The organism is Comamonas testosteroni (assembly GCF_030505195.1).
GTDB classification, from domain to species: domain Bacteria; phylum Pseudomonadota; class Gammaproteobacteria; order Burkholderiales; family Burkholderiaceae_C; genus Comamonas; species Comamonas testosteroni_G.
Genome location: NZ_CP129672.1, coordinates 5735293 through 5752744 on the forward strand (window position 1 = coordinate 5735293; position 17452 = coordinate 5752744).

19 protein-coding genes are annotated in these 17452 nt (G+C 59.6%); all 19 read right to left on the reverse strand.

What is annotated here, in order from left to right:
• Window positions 1-4: 4 nt before the first annotated feature.
• The 19 genes from QYQ99_RS26575 to QYQ99_RS26665 all read right to left on the reverse strand — a co-directional run bounded on the left by QYQ99_RS26575 (window position 5) and on the right by QYQ99_RS26665 (window position 17449).
• Window positions 5-1621, reverse strand: a complete 1617-nt coding sequence (locus tag QYQ99_RS26575) for a conjugal transfer protein TraG N-terminal domain-containing protein (protein ID WP_302090714.1) — start codon at window positions 1619-1621, stop codon at window positions 5-7.
• 5 nt (window positions 1622-1626) lie between these two features.
• Window positions 1627-2040 (reverse strand): hypothetical protein, encoded by a 414-nt coding sequence (locus QYQ99_RS26580; RefSeq protein ID WP_302090715.1) that lies wholly within the window; start codon window positions 2038-2040, stop codon window positions 1627-1629.
• Window positions 2037-3419 (reverse strand): integrating conjugative element protein, encoded by a 1383-nt coding sequence (locus QYQ99_RS26585; RefSeq protein WP_302090716.1) that lies wholly within the window; start codon window positions 3417-3419, stop codon window positions 2037-2039. The genes QYQ99_RS26580 and QYQ99_RS26585 overlap by 4 nt, the downstream gene beginning before the upstream one ends.
• Window positions 3420-3439: 20 nt before the next feature.
• A complete protein-coding gene (locus tag QYQ99_RS28525; RefSeq protein WP_302093280.1) occupies window positions 3440-4669 on the reverse strand; it encodes a TraU family protein in 1230 nt (409 codons plus the stop codon).
• Window positions 4670-4731: 62 nt separating this feature from the next.
• A complete protein-coding gene (locus QYQ99_RS26595) occupies window positions 4732-5178 on the reverse strand; it encodes a TIGR03757 family integrating conjugative element protein (protein WP_302090717.1) in 447 nt (148 codons plus the stop codon).
• Window positions 5175-8024 carry a conjugative transfer ATPase gene (locus QYQ99_RS26600; protein ID WP_302090718.1) on the reverse strand — a complete coding sequence of 950 codons (2850 nt, stop codon included), beginning with the start codon at window positions 8022-8024 and terminating at the stop codon, window positions 5175-5177. The genes QYQ99_RS26595 and QYQ99_RS26600 overlap by 4 nt, the downstream gene beginning before the upstream one ends.
• Window positions 8021-8506, reverse strand: a complete 486-nt coding sequence (locus tag QYQ99_RS26605; RefSeq protein WP_302090719.1) for a TIGR03751 family conjugal transfer lipoprotein — start codon at window positions 8504-8506, stop codon at window positions 8021-8023. The genes QYQ99_RS26600 and QYQ99_RS26605 overlap by 4 nt, the downstream gene beginning before the upstream one ends.
• Window positions 8493-9911 (reverse strand): TIGR03752 family integrating conjugative element protein, encoded by a 1419-nt coding sequence (locus QYQ99_RS26610; protein ID WP_302090720.1) that lies wholly within the window; start codon window positions 9909-9911, stop codon window positions 8493-8495. The genes QYQ99_RS26605 and QYQ99_RS26610 overlap by 14 nt, the downstream gene beginning before the upstream one ends.
• Window positions 9912-9918: 7 nt before the next feature.
• On the reverse strand, window positions 9919-11007 hold the full coding sequence (locus tag QYQ99_RS26615) for a TIGR03749 family integrating conjugative element protein (protein WP_302090721.1): 1089 nt from the start codon (window positions 11005-11007) through the stop codon (window positions 9919-9921).
• Between the two features lie 5 nt (window positions 11008-11012).
• Window positions 11013-11753, reverse strand: coding sequence for a PFL_4703 family integrating conjugative element protein (locus tag QYQ99_RS26620; RefSeq protein WP_302090722.1), 741 nt, complete (start codon window positions 11751-11753; stop codon window positions 11013-11015).
• Window positions 11753-12139, reverse strand: coding sequence for a TIGR03750 family conjugal transfer protein (locus tag QYQ99_RS26625; protein ID WP_034396555.1), 387 nt, complete (start codon window positions 12137-12139; stop codon window positions 11753-11755). Before QYQ99_RS26625 ends, QYQ99_RS26620 begins: the two co-directional genes overlap by 1 nt.
• A 43-nt stretch (window positions 12140-12182) precedes the next feature.
• Window positions 12183-12566 (reverse strand): TIGR03745 family integrating conjugative element membrane protein, encoded by a 384-nt coding sequence (locus QYQ99_RS26630; protein ID WP_302090723.1) that lies wholly within the window; start codon window positions 12564-12566, stop codon window positions 12183-12185.
• A gap of 29 nt (window positions 12567-12595) precedes the next feature.
• Window positions 12596-12838, reverse strand: coding sequence for a DUF3262 family protein (locus tag QYQ99_RS26635; protein WP_029158356.1), 243 nt, complete (start codon window positions 12836-12838; stop codon window positions 12596-12598).
• Window positions 12839-12856: 18 nt separating this feature from the next.
• Window positions 12857-13171, reverse strand: a complete 315-nt coding sequence (locus tag QYQ99_RS26640) for an RAQPRD family integrative conjugative element protein (protein ID WP_302090724.1) — start codon at window positions 13169-13171, stop codon at window positions 12857-12859.
• Between the two features lie 23 nt (window positions 13172-13194).
• The gene (locus QYQ99_RS26645) at window positions 13195-13971 is read right to left on the reverse strand and encodes a TIGR03747 family integrating conjugative element membrane protein (protein WP_367882830.1); all 777 of its coding nucleotides are present in this window, start codon (window positions 13969-13971) and stop codon (window positions 13195-13197) included.
• Window positions 13968-16199: a type IV conjugative transfer system coupling protein TraD gene (gene traD / locus QYQ99_RS26650; RefSeq protein WP_302093281.1), complete on the reverse strand. Its 2232-nt coding sequence runs from the start codon at window positions 16197-16199 to the stop codon at window positions 13968-13970. The genes QYQ99_RS26645 and traD overlap by 4 nt, the downstream gene beginning before the upstream one ends.
• An 11-nt stretch (window positions 16200-16210) precedes the next feature.
• A complete protein-coding gene (locus QYQ99_RS26655; protein ID WP_202787453.1) occupies window positions 16211-16381 on the reverse strand; it encodes a hypothetical protein in 171 nt (56 codons plus the stop codon).
• Window positions 16378-16917: a PFL_4695 family integrating conjugative element protein gene (locus QYQ99_RS26660; RefSeq protein ID WP_302090726.1), complete on the reverse strand. Its 540-nt coding sequence runs from the start codon at window positions 16915-16917 to the stop codon at window positions 16378-16380. The genes QYQ99_RS26655 and QYQ99_RS26660 overlap by 4 nt, the downstream gene beginning before the upstream one ends.
• A gap of 1 nt (window position 16918) precedes the next feature.
• On the reverse strand, window positions 16919-17449 hold the full coding sequence (locus tag QYQ99_RS26665; RefSeq protein ID WP_302090727.1) for an integrating conjugative element protein: 531 nt from the start codon (window positions 17447-17449) through the stop codon (window positions 16919-16921).
• Window positions 17450-17452: the final 3 nt, after the last annotated feature.

Consider the following 17452-nt stretch of genomic DNA (forward strand, 5'->3'; position numbering starts at 1 on the left):
GCTGTCAACGTTTTAATCGAACGCTAGACCCCTTACCAGCTTTGTTTGAGAGGTTGTCTGCTTTGTTAATGCTGGAGTTTTCAAGCCCAAGTCGATAGCCCGCCCACGCCATCATGGAACTCCAGATGAGTGGAAGTGCAATGAACATCATTGCCAATAAAGTGTTAAGAATCATGCGCTTGTATAGTTGCGGCTGACCGGAGCTCACGCTTTGCGTAATCTCTTGCATCAATGCAGATCCGGTCAAACCTGGGTACATCGCATCGATTAAATGGGCGTCAACCCATCGGGCCACATACCACATGACGGCCCAAAACTTAACTGTGAATATTGCTAATCCACCAACCACCATCACTTTCAAATCGTAGCAACTAATCACTACGATCAATGGCAGGAACATATACAACGCCATCAGTACAAGTGCTTGGAGCATGGGAAGCATATTCAACAATGGGACCATGCTGAGTGAGGATTCAAATGCCTGTTTACCTACTCCAATGGTACTAATCCCCCCTGTGACAGTACGCCACGCGTTCGTGCCCTTGCCATAGTCGTCGCCCAGCATCTTGTCAGGACTAACAAATGTCGGGTTGGCCTTCTCAAAGGCTAGCTTTGCCATGGCATCCTTGGCCTCATCTGTCGAACTAAACGTGATAGTGTTTTGGGCGACTTGCAAGAGACTCCGCCATGTCGAGGTGTTGCTGGTGAGGCGCTCTCGCACTCCTCCTGTAGCAGCGTCAGCTTCCCACCATTGCTTGCAAGTTGGGCGCCCCCAGTCCGGGTTCATAAAGCCCTGATCCGAACCGCCACCTTGCATGTATTCGCTGTCACGATTGAAGTCGATGCTCCAGCCAGGCACCGGGTTATATGAGCGCATCACGTCATAGAAACCGGGCTCTGTTCGGAAAAACTGGCTGCCCACCCAGTCCACATCCGTGGGGCCATAGATGCTCCCCTCTGCGAGAATGCCTCGGCCGTTTGCTGAGATCTGATTCTTGTCCATCGAGAAATACTGGCTGCGCGCAGGCACAAAGCACTCGCTGTAGAAGCGCTGCACATCGTGCAACAGAGCCGGATCTTCAATCGTGGCCATCCTGGCCAGATCTGCTACGACGCGCAGATCGCGTTCAGAGCTGGTCACGCCCGCCCGAAAAGCGCCATTGATGCCAGAGGACAGCCCCATGACGCTGTACCACCACAAGGGGACATAGGATAGGTTTCCAGATCCGGCAAAAGAGCCGTTCACCGCGTCTGCCATCGCTCGGTCGTAGCCCGAGTTCGTCCCGCCCTGTGTCGACACGACCTGGGGCTCAGAACCATCTGCAGCCCGCTCTGGCTTGTAGCTGAGATTGATGTTGTGCAGCGATGTAAAAGGCGTTGTCGCGAAGCACAGCGCCATGACCAGCAATGCCGTAATCAGCTTGGTCTGTATGGACTCGATGAGAGCCAGCACACCGTTAAACCCTGCGCCTTCTTCTTTGGCGCTATGCCACGCGTTAAACGCGATGAGCGCGAAGGGCAGGGCGGCCAGGCCGGTGCCGGTCAAAATCTCGCCGAGTAGGTTGGCGAATGCCCAGCCGTAGAGCGTCGTAAATAGTTCAAGATAGCTATCGAGCTGCATATCGATCAGGAGATAAGGCCCATGATGAATCGGGCAATATTGCCCGCGCCAATTGGCACGAGTGCCAAGTACATGGCCAGCATGCCGGCGACGCGCCAGCGCATAGCCAGCACCGCCCGCAGCTCATGCTTGGCCACGTAGCCTCGCCTGAATCCCCAGGCCACGATCGGACGCCAGCTCACAATCACCCAACTGCACAGGGCGGTCTGAGTAAGCGTCCCGAGTTGCGCGCCTATGCGAAACCATGCTGAGACAGAGACGACCTGTGAGGGCTCCAGCTTGAGCAGCCAGGTCAATAAGGTGCCGCCAATCAAAACGATCAAGGCACCGTAGATGAGCCAGGGCAGCCAACGACGAAGCCGCCCCTTACGCTTTGGAACTGGCTCAGACGCTTCCACGACTTTTTCGGTGTCGGTCATCTTGTGCTCACACGTCCGTCGACCAACGGCGCAGGATCTGCACGCGTGCCGCCTTGCACATCCATCGACGCGGCCCCGACTTGCTGCTGGTTGCCCATAATCGACAAAGCTGTCTCGCCGGTCATTTCTTTCCGTATGCGGAACTCAAACATCATGTCGTTGATGTACTGAGTCAGGCGGTCAATCTTCGTCTGCACCTCGGATCTAACGGGAGCAGCGCCCGTGGCCTCGGGCAGGCTCATACCGGAGATCAGCGCGTTACGCGCGATCAGTGCCTTGTCGATGGTCTTGTAGACCGCAACCTCCTGGGCCAGGCGGTTAATGGCCACGGACCGCACATCGGTCGGCAGCTTGCGCACGGCGTCCATCAGCTGTGGGCTCACGGCCATGCCGGGAGCGCTGACCTTGGCCAGGTCGGCATGGCTGCTTGAAGTGCTGAAGCCCATATTGCGCATCGTGGGCAGTACCTCGTCCAGCTCGCGCTCGAATTTCGGGGCCAGGCCGGTCGCCGTCGAGGTGATGGTGGGGCTCGGGCAATCGGAGCCTTGGGTGCACATATAGATTTTCTGGTCGCCAAGAACTTCGGCACTCCAGCGAGCCAGGTCGTCCGGGGTCTTGAAGGCCTGGACCAGGCGCGTCGATGCCAGCGAGGAGCTGCCGTAGTTCGCCGTCGACAGCGAGTTGGCTGCTTTGTTGATGGTGACGTTGTAGCCGGCGACGGCCAGGTCGCGGATAGGCTGGATAGGTGGGGTCCCAGCCCCACCGGCACGGCTCCCAAATACCCATGGCAATCCGGCACGCTGGCCCGCCTCGTTCTTGTTGATATCGAGCTTGGCATTAACCACGCTGCCGCCCGTATTGGCCTTGACTTTCCAGGCATCACCCTTGGCCAGGGCTATGTACTCCTCGTAAGGGTCCTGGCCATTCTTAATCATCGCCTCCATGTCCTCACAGGTCTTCAGCGATGCAGAGACCAGCAGATCCGCCTTCTGGCTGAAGTTTTGGAAGAGCTGATAGAGGCCTGGCTGCGCGCGCTGGAGGAAATACAGCGGCAGGGCCGAGATACCCGCTTGCACGGCCCCGGTGATCGTCGCACCCAGGTTCTGGATGCTATTCATGAGATCCGACCACGAGAGCCCGATGTCAAACTTCCCGCAGGAATAGTTCGCGCGGACGCCGGCACCCAACTGCATCGATAAGGCGCTGCGATGGGGGGCAGCGCTGATCGGCGAGCCCCCGCCCATCCGATAGTAGAGACCCGACGAGGTAATCGTCTGGGCGGCCGCAGGTGTCACGACCGTGGGAGCCAGCACGCAGGCCAAGGTCACGGCCGCGCAGATCCGCTTGAAGCGCAGAGAAGAGGAGTGTGCGATTGTCATAGTGAAATTGGAGTGGGAGGTCAGGGCACGGAGTAGAGATACACGCCACGACGCCGGCAGCAGGTGTACTTTTGCCAAAGGTTCCAGGCGTAGCCGTCATCAGAGCTGGTGGCTCCATCCCCGAACGAAGTCAGCGACAGCGAGTCGTTCTGGCCGAATTGCTGGCACCCGGACCAAGCCTGCGGATACAACATCTGCCATTTACGCTTCTCGCCATAGTTGAAGTAGCGATAGCCCCCGGAGGGCTGGACGCGCGAGTAGATGTGAGGCTGAGCTTCCTTGTAGATGATCGAGGCGACACGCTCAGCTAGCACTGCAGAAGCCTTCACGGGGTGCGACTGGATGATTTCTCCGGTACGTGGGTACAGGTTGCCCCAGGTCTGCGTATAGCCCGAGCCGATCTCGCCCAGTCCGGGTACCCAGGCCTGCGCATAGATCATTTCCACGGGCACGATGCCGCGCCAGAAAGGCGCATCGAGCTCGCTTTGGAAGTGCAGGTTGAAATAGCTGGCTCCGCCAGGACAGAAGAGGGCACCTCCGGTGCTGCCCGAGAGAATTTCGGAGAGCTGCTGCAGACCGGCGATGCCTGCCTGGATCTGCTGCACTGTCTCGGCGATCTCCATCACCTGCTTCACGCCCTCGATGGTCTTGAGGATCGTTCCAAGGCTGGCCAGCAATGATTCCGAGCTCAACAGGCCCTTGGCATCAGATGCCACGGTCTCCGCGATGCTGGCAGGCACTTGGGTCCACTGGCGCCCAATGTTGGGCAGCTCCTTCGAGGGGAACTTGGCCAACTCGCTAACCGTGGGAAATGCAATGGACTTCGGCATTGTGAACATGCCACCAGACGCGAGCATGCTGGCAAACATGCCGGCAGGATTGCCTATGGCATCCGCCCCTTTGAAGTTCGCCATGGCCGAGTTGCTGTCCAGGCCGCCGGCGGACGAGTCCAGCAGCCGTCCTGTCAGTGCAGATCCAGCCGTTGTCAACGTGGTGGCCACGACCGTGCCGATGTCTGTCCAAGGGTGGCGCAGCGGTTCGTTGTAAGTGCTGACCACCACGTCTGGCACATAGTGGGAGATCTTGATCGAGGTCCGAATCCAGCATCCGGTCCAGCCGCAGCTCAAGAAAAAGCACACGCCCTCGACGGAGTACGACACACAAGACAAGGCCGCCTTGGCCGTATTCGCGATGATGGCCGGGGTGGTGGTTCCTGCCATGGTGGTGGCCGGTGTGAGCACGGCGCACATCGAGGCCGTACTGACGGCCGCGACGAGACGGCGCAGCCTGAGATTTAGGGAAGCTCGTTTTTTCATCGGGGAGGCCTCTGCTGAGCCGCGGCGAACAGTTCGATGGCGCGGTCCACATCCGCAACTCCATAAATGACCTTGGCGCGATTGATGACGATGGCCGGCAGGCGGTCCAATCGGTACTGGACGGCCAGCGTCATGCCGGAGGCCGCATTGGTGATCTGGTCCTTGTAGCGGCGGCGGATCTCGCCCTCGTGCTGACGCATGTAGGCCATGGCGTCGGCCTCGTTCTTGGGCAGCCCTGCATTGAGCTGCTGCTCAAGCTGAGCCATGGCGTCGACGCGATAGACCTTGAGCACGTAGCCAGGCTGGAGAAACGGCGGCCGCACCACCGTGGCCGAATTGGCGAAGACCTCCACGGTCGTCACCGAAGGGCCGATGGAGCCTTGGGACAGGGCACCATGAGAGCAAAGGCACAACACCAGGGCAGTGAGGGATGACCGCATCATGCGCGCGCCTCCTGCAGGCGTGCCGCCACGCGGTAGGCTGCTTGAACCTCGGTGCATCCATGCTCGTCCATGAGACGGCGGCGCTCAGCCTTCTCGTGGCCTTCCGTCATTGCCAGCGCAATTGGCAGTGCCGGCGGCACGTTTCGGAACAGCCACTGATTGTTCGCGCTGATGAGCACACCTTCGGTGTACTTCGCCGGCTCCTTGACGGCAGACTCCATCATGTGGCGTTGCTCTGGTGTGAGCGATCGAAAGCGCGCGATCTCCTCGATCTCGTTCTTGTCCATGGTCAGCAACATCCAGAACTCGCACATGGACAGCACGCGGGACATGCTGCCGGGGAAGTCCTTCAAGTTCTGCGTGGCCAGCCAGAACCAGGCATTGAGCTTTCGCCACATCTTGGTGCCCTTGGCCACCTTCGGGCCAAGCAGCTCGTTGGTGGTAATCAAGTGCCCTTCATCGGTCAGCATGATGAGGGGGCGATCCTCATGCTGAGCGGCCTCTGCGCGCGACTGCACCGAGTCCAGCAGGCTGGTGTAGGCCACAGCGAGCGCATCCTCATAGCCGTCTTTGGTCAGTGTGCCCATTTCCACGAGGGTCACATCGGCATCTGGCCAGTCCTGGCCCAAGCGGTTGAAGAGCTTGCCGCGCAGGCCTGTCGTGAAGCTCATCATCGAATGGCCCATCTCTTCGGCGCGCGAGCGGCGGTGCTCCGACAGAGATGCGTCCTTGACCATGGCGGTCAGCTCCAGGGCAACGTCTTGTGTCAGAGGATGGTGCTTGCCTTCATTGGACACGCGCACTGCGGCTCGAATAATGGCTCTGGTGACCAGATAGCGGTCGGCCCGCGTCATGCGTTTGAGCTCGGCGTCTTCACCACCCGTAATCATCATGATGGCCGAAATGAGCATCTCGCCCAGGTAGTCGCGCTTTTCTTCGTCCGAGTCGTCGTCGGCGTCTGCAGGCTCCATCACTTCATTGACCGACTCCATCAGTCGCTCAGCACCGACGAGCTCAGCATCCTCTTCGGAGGGGATACCCGCTCCAGCGCCGAAGTATTCCTCCGCTGCCTTGAAGGACTCCATGATCTCCTTGTCCTGCAGCAGCTGGCTGCCGTACACGAATGGAGGCAGTGATACGTCTGTATCGCCGCTCAAGTTGACGCGATGCACGCTCAAGCCTTTGGTGGCCATGTCCTTGACCATCAGATCGAAGGACTTGCCTGCATCAGCAATCACCAGACGTGGGCGGTGGATGGCCATCACCAGCATGGACAGGTAATTCAACGTCGCCGACTTGCCCGCACCTGTGGGGCCGAACACCACCATATGGGCGTTCTTCTTACGGTCAATCTTGTTGAGTGGGTCGATCCACAACGGCTCGCCGCCGCGATTCCAGAACCAAAAGCCGGGGTTGGCCGTGCCGCGTGAGCGCCCATAGACCGGCAAAATGGCGGCGATCAGGCTCGCAAAAGTCAGGCGCGACCGTCGCATGCTGCGAAGGTCGAACGTGGGATCGAATGCAAATGGCAATGCACGCAGGAAGGCGTCATGCGGCACCAGGTCCTCTCGGGATTCGATGAAACGCATCCCGGTCGGCGTCAGCTGGGCATTGACCTCGGAAACAGCCGCATCCAGATCCGCATGGGTCTTACCGCTCAGGTACAGCCCCATGAACATCGGATACAGCTTGTCCCCGGAGGCCATGTGCTGGAGCACTTGCTCCGACTCTCTATGGGTCTCCTGCGCCACGGCGTTTTGAGCACGGGAAGCCCTTTTGATGTCCTCGACGTGGCGCTCGACCTGGTACTGCGCTGCAATCGTCACCGTCACGGACAGCATCGATCCAGGCGGCAGTCGGTCAAACCGCGCATAGGCTTCGCTCCCAATCCGGCTCTCTGCGGAGAAGTGCCCGATGCTAGGGTGAGCACGAAGGTTTTGCAGCGTGAGGAACTTCACCGGCTGGCCATCGAATTCGAAGCAGCCTTGTTCCTGGTTGCACGAGGGCTCCGACAGGTTCAGCGACTCGGAAAAATCCCAGTCATAGATGCCCTCTGGAGCCTCGTCACCCGGATAGGGCGCGCCGCGGAACAGCTCGGCGCCCGTGCTGGCCCAGGGCACATTACGGTTGAAGAATGGAAGCATCCACTCGTAGAAGTCCTTGCCGTTGGCACGCCGCGCCGTCACGCCGGCTTCGTTCAGCGTGGCCAGCAAGGTGGTGGCCACAGCCTCCATCTGCTGCTCGGCCATGCGGCGCTCATTCACCAAGTCATCAAACTGGCGATAGATACAGCAGCGAACCCGGCGCTGCTGGCCACGCCAGGTCTGGCCCGTCACCAGGGTGTCGGTAAACAGCCCTTGCTCTCGGGAAACCTGCGACAGGTGACTGCGGAACTCCTTCAACACGGACTGCGTGTATTCCGAGTCGATGATGGCCTGCGCGCGCTCGGCGTCCTTGTGCTGGGACAGGATGTAGTCGTGAAGGTATTGGTTCAGCCCGTCGATGTTTCGGTCATCGCTCAGGAAGAACTGGACCACCCAAGGCGAAGAGTCGACCTCGGGAATCGCCTGAATGGCCTCTTGAATCTTGCGGCAGTGCTCTTGCAGGTACTCCAGCGGCTGCGCCTCCGTAGCGACAGCGCCCAGCTCGAACAGCGCGCCCAAGGTCTTGCCGTCGCGCATCACAAAGTTGCGGTCTTTGGGTGAAAACTTGACCCAAGGCAGCAGCTCAGTGAAGGAGGGCGGACGGGCTGCCATCTGCTTGCGGTCGGCGGCCGTCATGAGCCGGCGCTTGTGCTTGCCCTTGGTGCCCCCAGACAGGCCCAGCATTTCCAGCAATCCGCTCATTGGCCAGCCTCCCGAGCAGTGCGGCCACGTGAGAATGCGGCGCGGCCTTGTTGCAACTCTTCGGCCACCTCACCGGGCATGGCGTACTCCGTGGACTCATACATTGGGAAAACCGTGACATAGCCAGGCACGGGGTAGCGGCCCTTGGCCAGGTGGGGATAGACCACCATGACCAGATCCGGGTTGGGCACGCGTGCAAAGCGCTGTTGCATAGGCTCCAGGGCCGACCAGTAACGCTGCGTCATTTCGTCGCCGCGCGCGATCGGGCGCGCACTCGACGCACGCTCCAGGCGGTCCCGCGCTGTCTCACGAGAGGAAGCCGCTGACTGCGGGGGCTGAAACTTGCCCCGATACACATCCACCAGGGTCGGACTGCCAGCCGTAGCCTCCTTGAGCGGAGACTCGCGCGACCCAATTGCTGTGCAACCAGCCAGTAGCGCAGGGACCACGATGGCAAGAAGTAGGGAGTTATTCGAGGCCATAGCGGGCTCCAGACAGGACATTGGGGGACTGCGTGCGGTGCACGATCTTTCTTGGGTTGGCGGGCTTGTCGATTTCGATCTGGCGGTCCAGATGCACGACCAACTGCTGGCCAGCGGGCGTGACCACCGCGTCAAACGAGCTCTTGAGGCGCTCAGTCAGCCAGCGCACCAGCTCATCGGTGGCTCCCGAACCCATGCGGCCCAGTGCAAAACTGCCGGCATTTCCGGTGATCGAAGATGTGGTGCCATTGCTGCTGGCCATGGTGGTGGTCTGGGCCTGCGCCAAGGCCTCGGCGGCCACGCCCAAGCCCTTGGCACCAATGATGTCGGTCAGATAGGCCGGGGCATTGGTCACGAACTTGCCTTGAATACAGGGGTTGCCGTACAGATCACTGATGAATCCAAGGTCTGTGGAACCATTGGTAGCGATGGCTGTGACGCCGGCACCTGCCTGGGTCTGCGGCGCACGACGCGCCGAAACCGTATGGATCGCACCATCGTTGAACACGAAAGTCATGCTGCGGATCTTTCCCTCGGTGCACGACAGCGCCATATCGCCTACGGCCACGCCGGTAACGATCATCCCGGCGAGGTCTTCGGGCAACTCCCAGCCGTTGGCGGCCAAGTTGTCGCGCCCGACCATGGCTTTGAATTGCATGGGGTCCGTCACACGACCATTGACCGGCACACGGCCGATCAAACTGGTCATCGCGGTGACGCCCGCCAGCGTGGAGTTCTCCGGCAGCGTGAAATAAGCCACGGGTTGCGGCTTCGTGGCCGCCTGAGAGGCCTGAGCAGCTTGTGCGGCCTGGGCCGCGCTGACCGCACTGGGCATGGATTGCGTGCCGTCCGGGGCTACCCGCACGTAGCGCGTAACCATCTTCCCTTGATGCTGAGTTGTCTCGGTCGTGTAGCCCATGGGCGGAACCACCTTGTAGGCAGTGCTGCCACCGGACAAGCCTAGATCCTGGGAGCCACCAACGGGACGATGACCTCCGCCGGCGCCATTCGAGCCAAGCCCCGTAACAGAGTCGATGGCGTCGCCAATGGGCTTAAAGACATCGACTGGGGCTGGATCTGTGTCATTGCTGGTACCACCGACAGCACCAGCAGAAGAGGTCCCTGCAGGTGTACCTTTCTCCAAGCGCTCCAGGCGCTTGCTGAAATCCTGGTTAGCACGGAGCACGTCCTGAATATCTGCTCGCAGATCCCTGTTGGCTGCGACCACCGTGGCCAGCGTCTCGCTGGGTGTGTCCTCATCTGCGCCTGCCGTCTTGGGCAGAGGGGCGGCTGCCATGGGCGCAGCGGTAGGCGCATTGTTCTGGCGCATGACGATGACCGAGCCGACGATGACAAAAGCCACGATGACTAGAACAGGGGTGAGTTTGTTGCTTTTCACTGCCATGGGTGCCTCACAGACAGGACTCGAAAGTGCGATCGCACACCAGGTACACCGCCGTGGTGTCGGTGTCTGTACCAGCAGCACCGATCCGGCCATGCTGGGCCGTGGCCGAGAGCCAGCGCCCGCGCAAGCTCTCCAAGGGCAACTCCAGGGCAAAGCGCGAGCGGTTGGTGACGCGCACCGCAGTCACATACAGGTTTCCCGACTTCCACTGGCCTACGGGCGCAGTGTCCACGGCAGCGCCTCGGAACAGTGTCGGCACGGGTTCGGTTCCTACGCCAACCTGGCTCACACCTGGAGTGCCACCAGCCAAGCGTCGAGGTGCGTAGAGCTGGCGGGCAGCATGTCGAGTGAGCTGCACCATGTCCGCAGCAACGCTCTCTTGCCGTTGAGACTGGCCACCAGACAAAGCAGCTCCACCAGTGGGGTTCGGCACAGTCGCGGGCTCGATCACAGAAACCTGCAGCTCGCCTTTAGCGGACTGCGTGGACACGACCTTGCCCTTGGGGTCTTTGGCGTCTGGAGCGGCTACCGCAATCAGATCCATCGGAATCTGCTGGCCGCTATCCACCAGCTCGGCAATGATTCGGATCGCCGTGAATGGCACGAGCGCAGTCACATAGATCGTGCCGGCGATCGTCTCGATACGCGCCACGCTATCCATGTCACTGGGCATGCGCAGCAACGCATCGGCTGGCAGGGTCACTAGGCGCTCCTGGCCGACCGTCAGATTCACCCGGACTGGCTCACGCGCAAACACAGCACGCTCGGCGGGGCCAGAAGTCAAAGGAGCTGGACCAACGCGGCGTAGAGACGCTTCGGCAGCTGCGCGCCTGGCGGAACCTACGGCTGTATTCGCCAGCGGTGCGGGCACGCTAACACCTGCCACCATGCGCCCGCCAGCTGGGGTGCGTCCTGCATTGGCTCCAGCAGCTGGTGTTGCAGCTGCTGCACCCGTTTGGCCCAGATCAATAGGCTCATTGAACTCGGGCGTCTCGGTACTGCCCGCAAGCGATTCGACCTGCTGAGCAGCGACGCTGCCATGCAGAAGCTGCAGGGCGACCAGGAGGCTGATCGAAAGAGAACGACGTTGGATCATGTGGATCAATCGACAGAGGTGTCACGAGGCAGGCTCGAAGGGGCAATAGTTCCAGGCAGACGCGGTGCTTTCAGATCCGCTTGAACTGGAGCGCCAGGCTTGAGATCCGCAGGATTGAGGCGCGCGGGCTGGCTGCTGCCGAAGCAATCCAAGCCCAGACGCCATGGGTTGCGCTCACGGTCCACATCGAAGCGCACCACGCGCAGCGGGTACCGAATGAATACGTCCTTGACAGGCTGCCCGGCAAAGGTCTCCTGAACCTGCATGTCCAGCAGCACTGTCCAGGCGTCCGAGCCTTCACGGATCACGCGGTTTTCGCTGTACGGAAAGCCGGGAATCTCGCTGATCTGGCGGGTACGGCGGCGCAGCTCGCCTTTGGCGTGACGCTGTTGCATGTCGGTTTGCAGTTGCGCCTGGCAACGCGGAGTCAGATAAAACTGCATCGCATAAATCTGCTTGCCATAGTCTTGAGAGCCGTCGCTTTGCCAGCGATTAATCTGCTGCCAGATGTAGTACGCAAAGCCGTAGGCATTTGTAGACGGCACTGGCGACTGCCCATCAATCACCCGTATCGCGTCACCCGCCTTAATATCGGGTGCGACGTGCAAGTCGATATTTTTAGGAACGCGCGACGCGAACCACATCCCAGCCACACCGAAAAACACGACTGCAAAAATAATGTTTGTCAGTTTTTTGGTATGGCTGCGCTCCGACGCCAAAGCGTCCAGATAATCACCGCTGCTCATTATTTATCTTCCGATGATTTAGATTTGGCCTGGATGGAATTCATGCGATAGCTGCAACCCAACTGCATCCGACCGTCATGGACCAGGAATTTAGGCTTTGCCAATTTATGTGACACAAGATAAAAATGCATCGAATGGAGATAGAAGCCTTCAGGCCGATTTCTCTTGACTTCTTGCAGATAGAGTGATGAATACCAGAGGACTGCGAAAGGTACGATAACGCACAAAATTGGAAGAGCGACCCAAAACCCGGTAATAAGAGCTATCGTCCCACCAATAAAAGCGCTCACAGCGAACGACACGCCCCCAATATACCCAGCTTCGCTCGTCGCCATACCATTAATAATCGGCGGCTCAGAATTCACGCGATCTGTCAAGGGCGCCATGACAGGCGCCTTCCCTTGGAGGCGAGAGTCATTCGCTGCCATGTTAGGACAGCGCTTGGGCCGCGTAGTTGACCATCAAGATCACAAAACTAATAATAATCACGCTCACGATTACAAACTCCTTAAGGTCGCCCAATTGAATCTTGCCAGCGGTGTAGTCACGGTAGCGCTGCAAAGAGGCAGTTACAACGAATAGAAATGCGATAGCGGCCAGAACCAATCCCAGAATGGTCATTCCGAGCTTAAAATACGCTCCCATTTGCCCGAGAACATCGCCCTCTTGTGTAGTCCCACCGCCGATACTTCCACCTGCAGGAGGTTGAATTGTTGGCAGAGCGCTAAAAGCAGGGCAGGTTGCGAGCAGCACAACCGGAGCCAGTGCAATAGAGGCGATTCCAGAATTAATTTTCTTCAAATGTTTTTTCATGATTTCTCCGGTTGATTAATTTCTTTGATTCACAAAATTATTGATCCGAGCACACCGACCACTAATAGAACGGTGATGGCAATTCCAATACATGCACGCATGGCTTCCGGTGCATTCAGCTCTCCGTCTCCATAAGCCTTCAATACCAGCGTGCCGAGCCATGCGCCAATAGAAAAAACCATCGCAAAAACCACGACAAAAAGCAGGTACTTCAAGCTTTGAGGATTGAAGCCGGCCCCTTGCATAAATGCCGTCGCCATTTCTGATTGCATGGTTTGTTTTTCTTTTGGTTATTGCCGATAGTCCCCACGCAATGGCGCGACTGGGCGAGGTTGGCGAGGTGCATCCACATGGTTCGTTACGCCGAGGCGCAGCAGCTCCAGGTCGCGCTGCAGCCAGTCGTATCGGAACTTCACGCGCTGGCCGGTCGGCGCGGCTTTTTCCGCGTCAGCAACCATCAGCAGCACCTGCTCGATCTCGCCAGCGATGCGCGCCAGGCGCTCGCGCTCCAGCTCGTCGTCGGCAACATCTGCCCAGGCCATCGCAGTGGTGGAGAGCACTCCAATCACCAAGAGGGCAAAGAACGAATGTCGTGAGCGTTTCATCAATATCTCCTTCAAAATCAATGTCATGCGTATTTCTTGAACGCGCCTACCGTTGTCGATAGGGTGAATGCCACAAGCACGGTGAATACCAGAACCATGTAGGCCGGGTTGAAGCCGCCGAATGGCCAGGACAGGTACAAGCCAAAGCCACCTGTAAGCGCCCAGCCCACATAGCGCTTGGCGTGGTGGTAGACGAACGAGGATTCGCGGCCGCCTTGCCAACGGCGCCGATCCCTGCGCACCAGGCCGTCGATCACTCCCATCAGGCAGGCGAGCGCAAATGCGGGGAGCGCGAAAACAGCAGTGCAGAGGCGCAGCAGCACGTCCTGCAGGACAAACATGCTGATGACCACCCATTCGCTGAGCATGTGGATGAACGACGCACCAGCCATGGCCAACCCTTTGAGTTGAGGCTGCACGCTCTGACCCAAAAAGCTAGGCAGTGCCACGTCTGTGCCAGCCTGCTGGGCGGCCAAGTTGCGCTGATACCAGCGCAGCGCGCCAAGACGCTCGTACGGCATACGTACCCACTTCACGATGCGCAGCGAAAAGTCCACGGTGTCTGGCACTAGCAGACTGCGTGGAGCGGCTGCGATATAGCGCAGATCCTGCTGCACCATCTCCTGGGCATGGCGGATGCCCTGGCCACGCCAGAAGAAATAGCCACCGCCGATTTCAATCACCAGACCGATGAGCCACGAGGACACTGTCACGCTGAATAGCCCAAAGCCAACCAACACGGCCACACCCACAGGGCCGTGTGTACTTGGCTTTTTGGGGGGCGAGTTCGGAGCCGTCATGAGTGTGGCCCCATCACGTTGCCGACCACCGCCGACGAAGTGGCACCTGCCATGGCGTAGCCAGGCATATCGTCATCAAAGGCAGAGGCGAGATCCGTGTCGATCAACCCGCCTGCACCAGCGCCCAAAGGCTGGGTACTGAGCCAGTCGGTTTCTGCGGCCCATGTCTCACTCGTGCGATAGCGGCGCTTCATGTCCTCAGCAACCGCCTTGAGCGAAGCAGGGATGAACGGGTCGTCCTGGGTATCAGCCAGAGGAATACGAATCTTGTGGCAGCGGTTGCCTTCTAGCAGCGCAAACGCTTGACCCTGTGGCAATGAGAGAACGTCAGAAGGCTCGATAAGCGGCGCCTTCGACTTGTTCGCTATGTCATTGTTCTGGCTGGTGAAATCGACGCCATTGCCCTGGGCAGCCGTATCCGACACGCCCGATACTGGCGTGAGCACCGTCACATTGACCTGTGGCACCTGGTCCGTCAGCAGGCTCGCCGTGGCCTTGCTGCGCACCCGCAGCATGCAAAGGTGGTTGAAGTTGTCGAGGATCTGGCCAGCCTTGGCCTTGTCACCGACCTTCGCCTCGATGTCGAACATCGACTGGGTGTACGCAGTGATGCGAAAGCCCGATCCGCCAAGCTTGTTGACCATCGGAACGAACTCGGGGCCTGCAATCTCGTTGACCTCATCGAAATGGCAACACACAGTCGGCAGCTGCAGCTTCCCGTCGCCGTGTGGGTCGAGGCCTGTCTTGTAGAGCTTGCCGCCGGTCGAAACGAGATCGGACAGCATGGAATTACCCACGGCAGACGAAACCACGGAGTCAGACAAGGCATCCAGGCCGGCATACACGATGCCGCCCTGGCGGAACACCGTCATCCAGTCGAAGATCGGCCGCTTGTCGTTCGGGTCAAAGTAGTCAGGGCTGATGAGCTTGCCCACCGCGCCGGAGGTGAGCTTTTCGAGGAATGGCCCCAGGCTGGCAATGATCTTTTCGTAGAACGAACGCTCGTAGCTGAATGCGGCCGCCAGGCCGACCAGTACCTTGTCGTCCAGTCGTGCTTCCTTGATGAGCAGATACATCGCCACCTGATCGGGCGAACGATCCTGCAGGCTTCTTGGAACCGGAGCCTTCTTTGCCACGATAGCGCGCTCCAGCTCCACCAGGCGGTCCTGATAGCTGCCGAAGCGCTGGGGATGGTCAATCGCGAGCTTGCGAAACGTCATGCCCGCGTAGTCCATGAACAGCGGGTCAATGCCAGTCACGTCCTTGAGCAGCGTCTCGTAGGTCGGAATGCGACCGAGTGCCACCTGGGCCTGAGCCACGATGTTGGTGAACCGCCAGCTGAACTCCTTGAAGGCAGCCGAGTTGCCCGAGGAGGGCAGGGCATTCGTGGCACGGCCAGCGACTTCGGTGATACGCGCGAAATTGCCAATGCCGTTGTAGCGTGCAGAAATCTCCGGGTAGCCCAGATGGAACATATAGAACTGATCGAGGCGACCAGCGCGTCGTGCCTCAGCATGCATGCGAAGCATCAGCTCCGCGTCGCCCTTGGGGTCGATGACGATCACCACATGACCGGCATGAATGTCCTGAGAGCACAGAAGCTCCAAGAGGCGCGTCTTGCCCACGCGAGTCGTGCCCATCACCAGCAAGTGGCCAGAGCGCGAGCCTTGGCGCAACACCACCGGCTTTTCGTTCTGCACTCCCACGCCATGAAGCACAGGGTTGCCGCCCAGGTCCACGCCCGTGGCGAAGGGGTTCGCGGTACCACCGACATCAAGCGCACGCTCCAGTACCCTGGCCAGCAGGCTGTCGGTCTTGGCCTGCGCCCACTTGCGCATCTTTTCGCCGGTCGCTGCGAGCTTGAGCTCGGTGGGCGACGCCTTCACGAAGCGCTGAACATCTGTCTCACGCGCGTCCAGCAAGCGCTGGGTGTGCAACTGCGTCCACTCAAAGCCTTCGCCCAGGTAGAGATGCTCCTTGAGATTGACAGGAAGCTTGTGAGGGGCCAAGCGCGTCATCTTGGTGAACTTCAGCCCGCGTTGATAGCTATAGACCTGGAAGGCCTGGCGCGCACGCACGCAACCGAAGCCGGCAGCGATTGCGCCCGAGACTGCGCCCAGCGAGTGGGGCATCATCAGCGCCCATGGCGCGGCTGCAGCTACGCCAGCAATCCCAAAAGCTGTGGCTGCGCTCAATACTTCGACTGGCGGTCTCAGCACGCCTTCCATGGTCCCGTCACTCACTGCATGCCCTCCAGCTGGAACATGCCGTGATGGCTTGGAACATTTTGGGACTGTTCAGGCCCAAAAGCCGTTCCAAACTGACTCAGCACAGCACGCAACAGTCGAGCATTGGCGCATGCTTTCACAGCGCCTTCCAATCCGATATGCACCAGGCCGAGTTCGCTCATGGAGCCACTCCAAACGTGCGCTGAGGCAGGATCTGGTAGGCACGGCCATTGCTGTGCACCAGCACGGGAAAAACTGGCGCACCCTTGGCGATCAATGTTTCTGCAAGGAATGCCCCTGTATCAGGAGCCAATTGCAAGGGGTTGGCCACTTGCTGCAGCAGCTTGAATGCGGCTGGCGTTGCTGCCTGCACCACAATGCCGACAGCATTGAGCTGTATTAGCTTCTTGTGATTGAAGGCTACCCAGCGCAAAGACGCGTCGTCCGCGCCGATCACGAACATGGGCTGAGTCAGCCATTGGCCATTGAAGACCTGCACGCCGTCTTGCTTGAGCACACCTCCGCGCAATTGGCTGCGAAATGGGAAACGCAGCCCGTCGAGCACATTCGCCTCATCTGTGCCGCCCACGATCTGGGCCACATAGGGCGCCAACGGCACCGACTTGCCGCTGTCGTGGATCATCTCCAGCTCCACGCCGGCCAGGGCCGGCGCGCTGCAAGCGAATCCAAGGGCGAGGATGGCGAACCTGCAGTGCATATCAGCGTTTTCCGCGGTTGGCAGGAGCTGGCGATGCGCGCTCGATGATCTGCGTGCGCGGCACGTTCAGCATGTCGGCTGCACCTACAGACGACTGCACGCGCGGCAGGCCGTCATAGTTCACCATCGGCTCATTGGGATACAGGCGGGCCATGGCCGCCTGCATTTCACGGTCCCACAAGATGCTTCGCTCCACATCCTGGTGGAAGATCCGCGCCATGCGCTCGGCATACTGGCGGCGCTCTGCATCGTTGCGAGCATGAATGCCCAGCACCTCAAGGGGCGAGAGCTCCTTGACTGAGAAATTGGCACGAGGTCCCAGTGACAGCACCTTGGCGCGCTGCATCTCATCGGCAGTCAGACCCCACATCTGTTGCACAGCACGCGCTGTCTCGTCCAGTTGCGAGCGGCCCTGTTGAGTCGTGCTGGGCAACGAGCTCGCTTCTGCAGTGCGGCCAGTGCGCAGCTGCGCAAGGGCGCCCGTGCTCAGCTGCAATGCGACCACGGTGGCAATAACGGCAGTTTTTTTCATGAA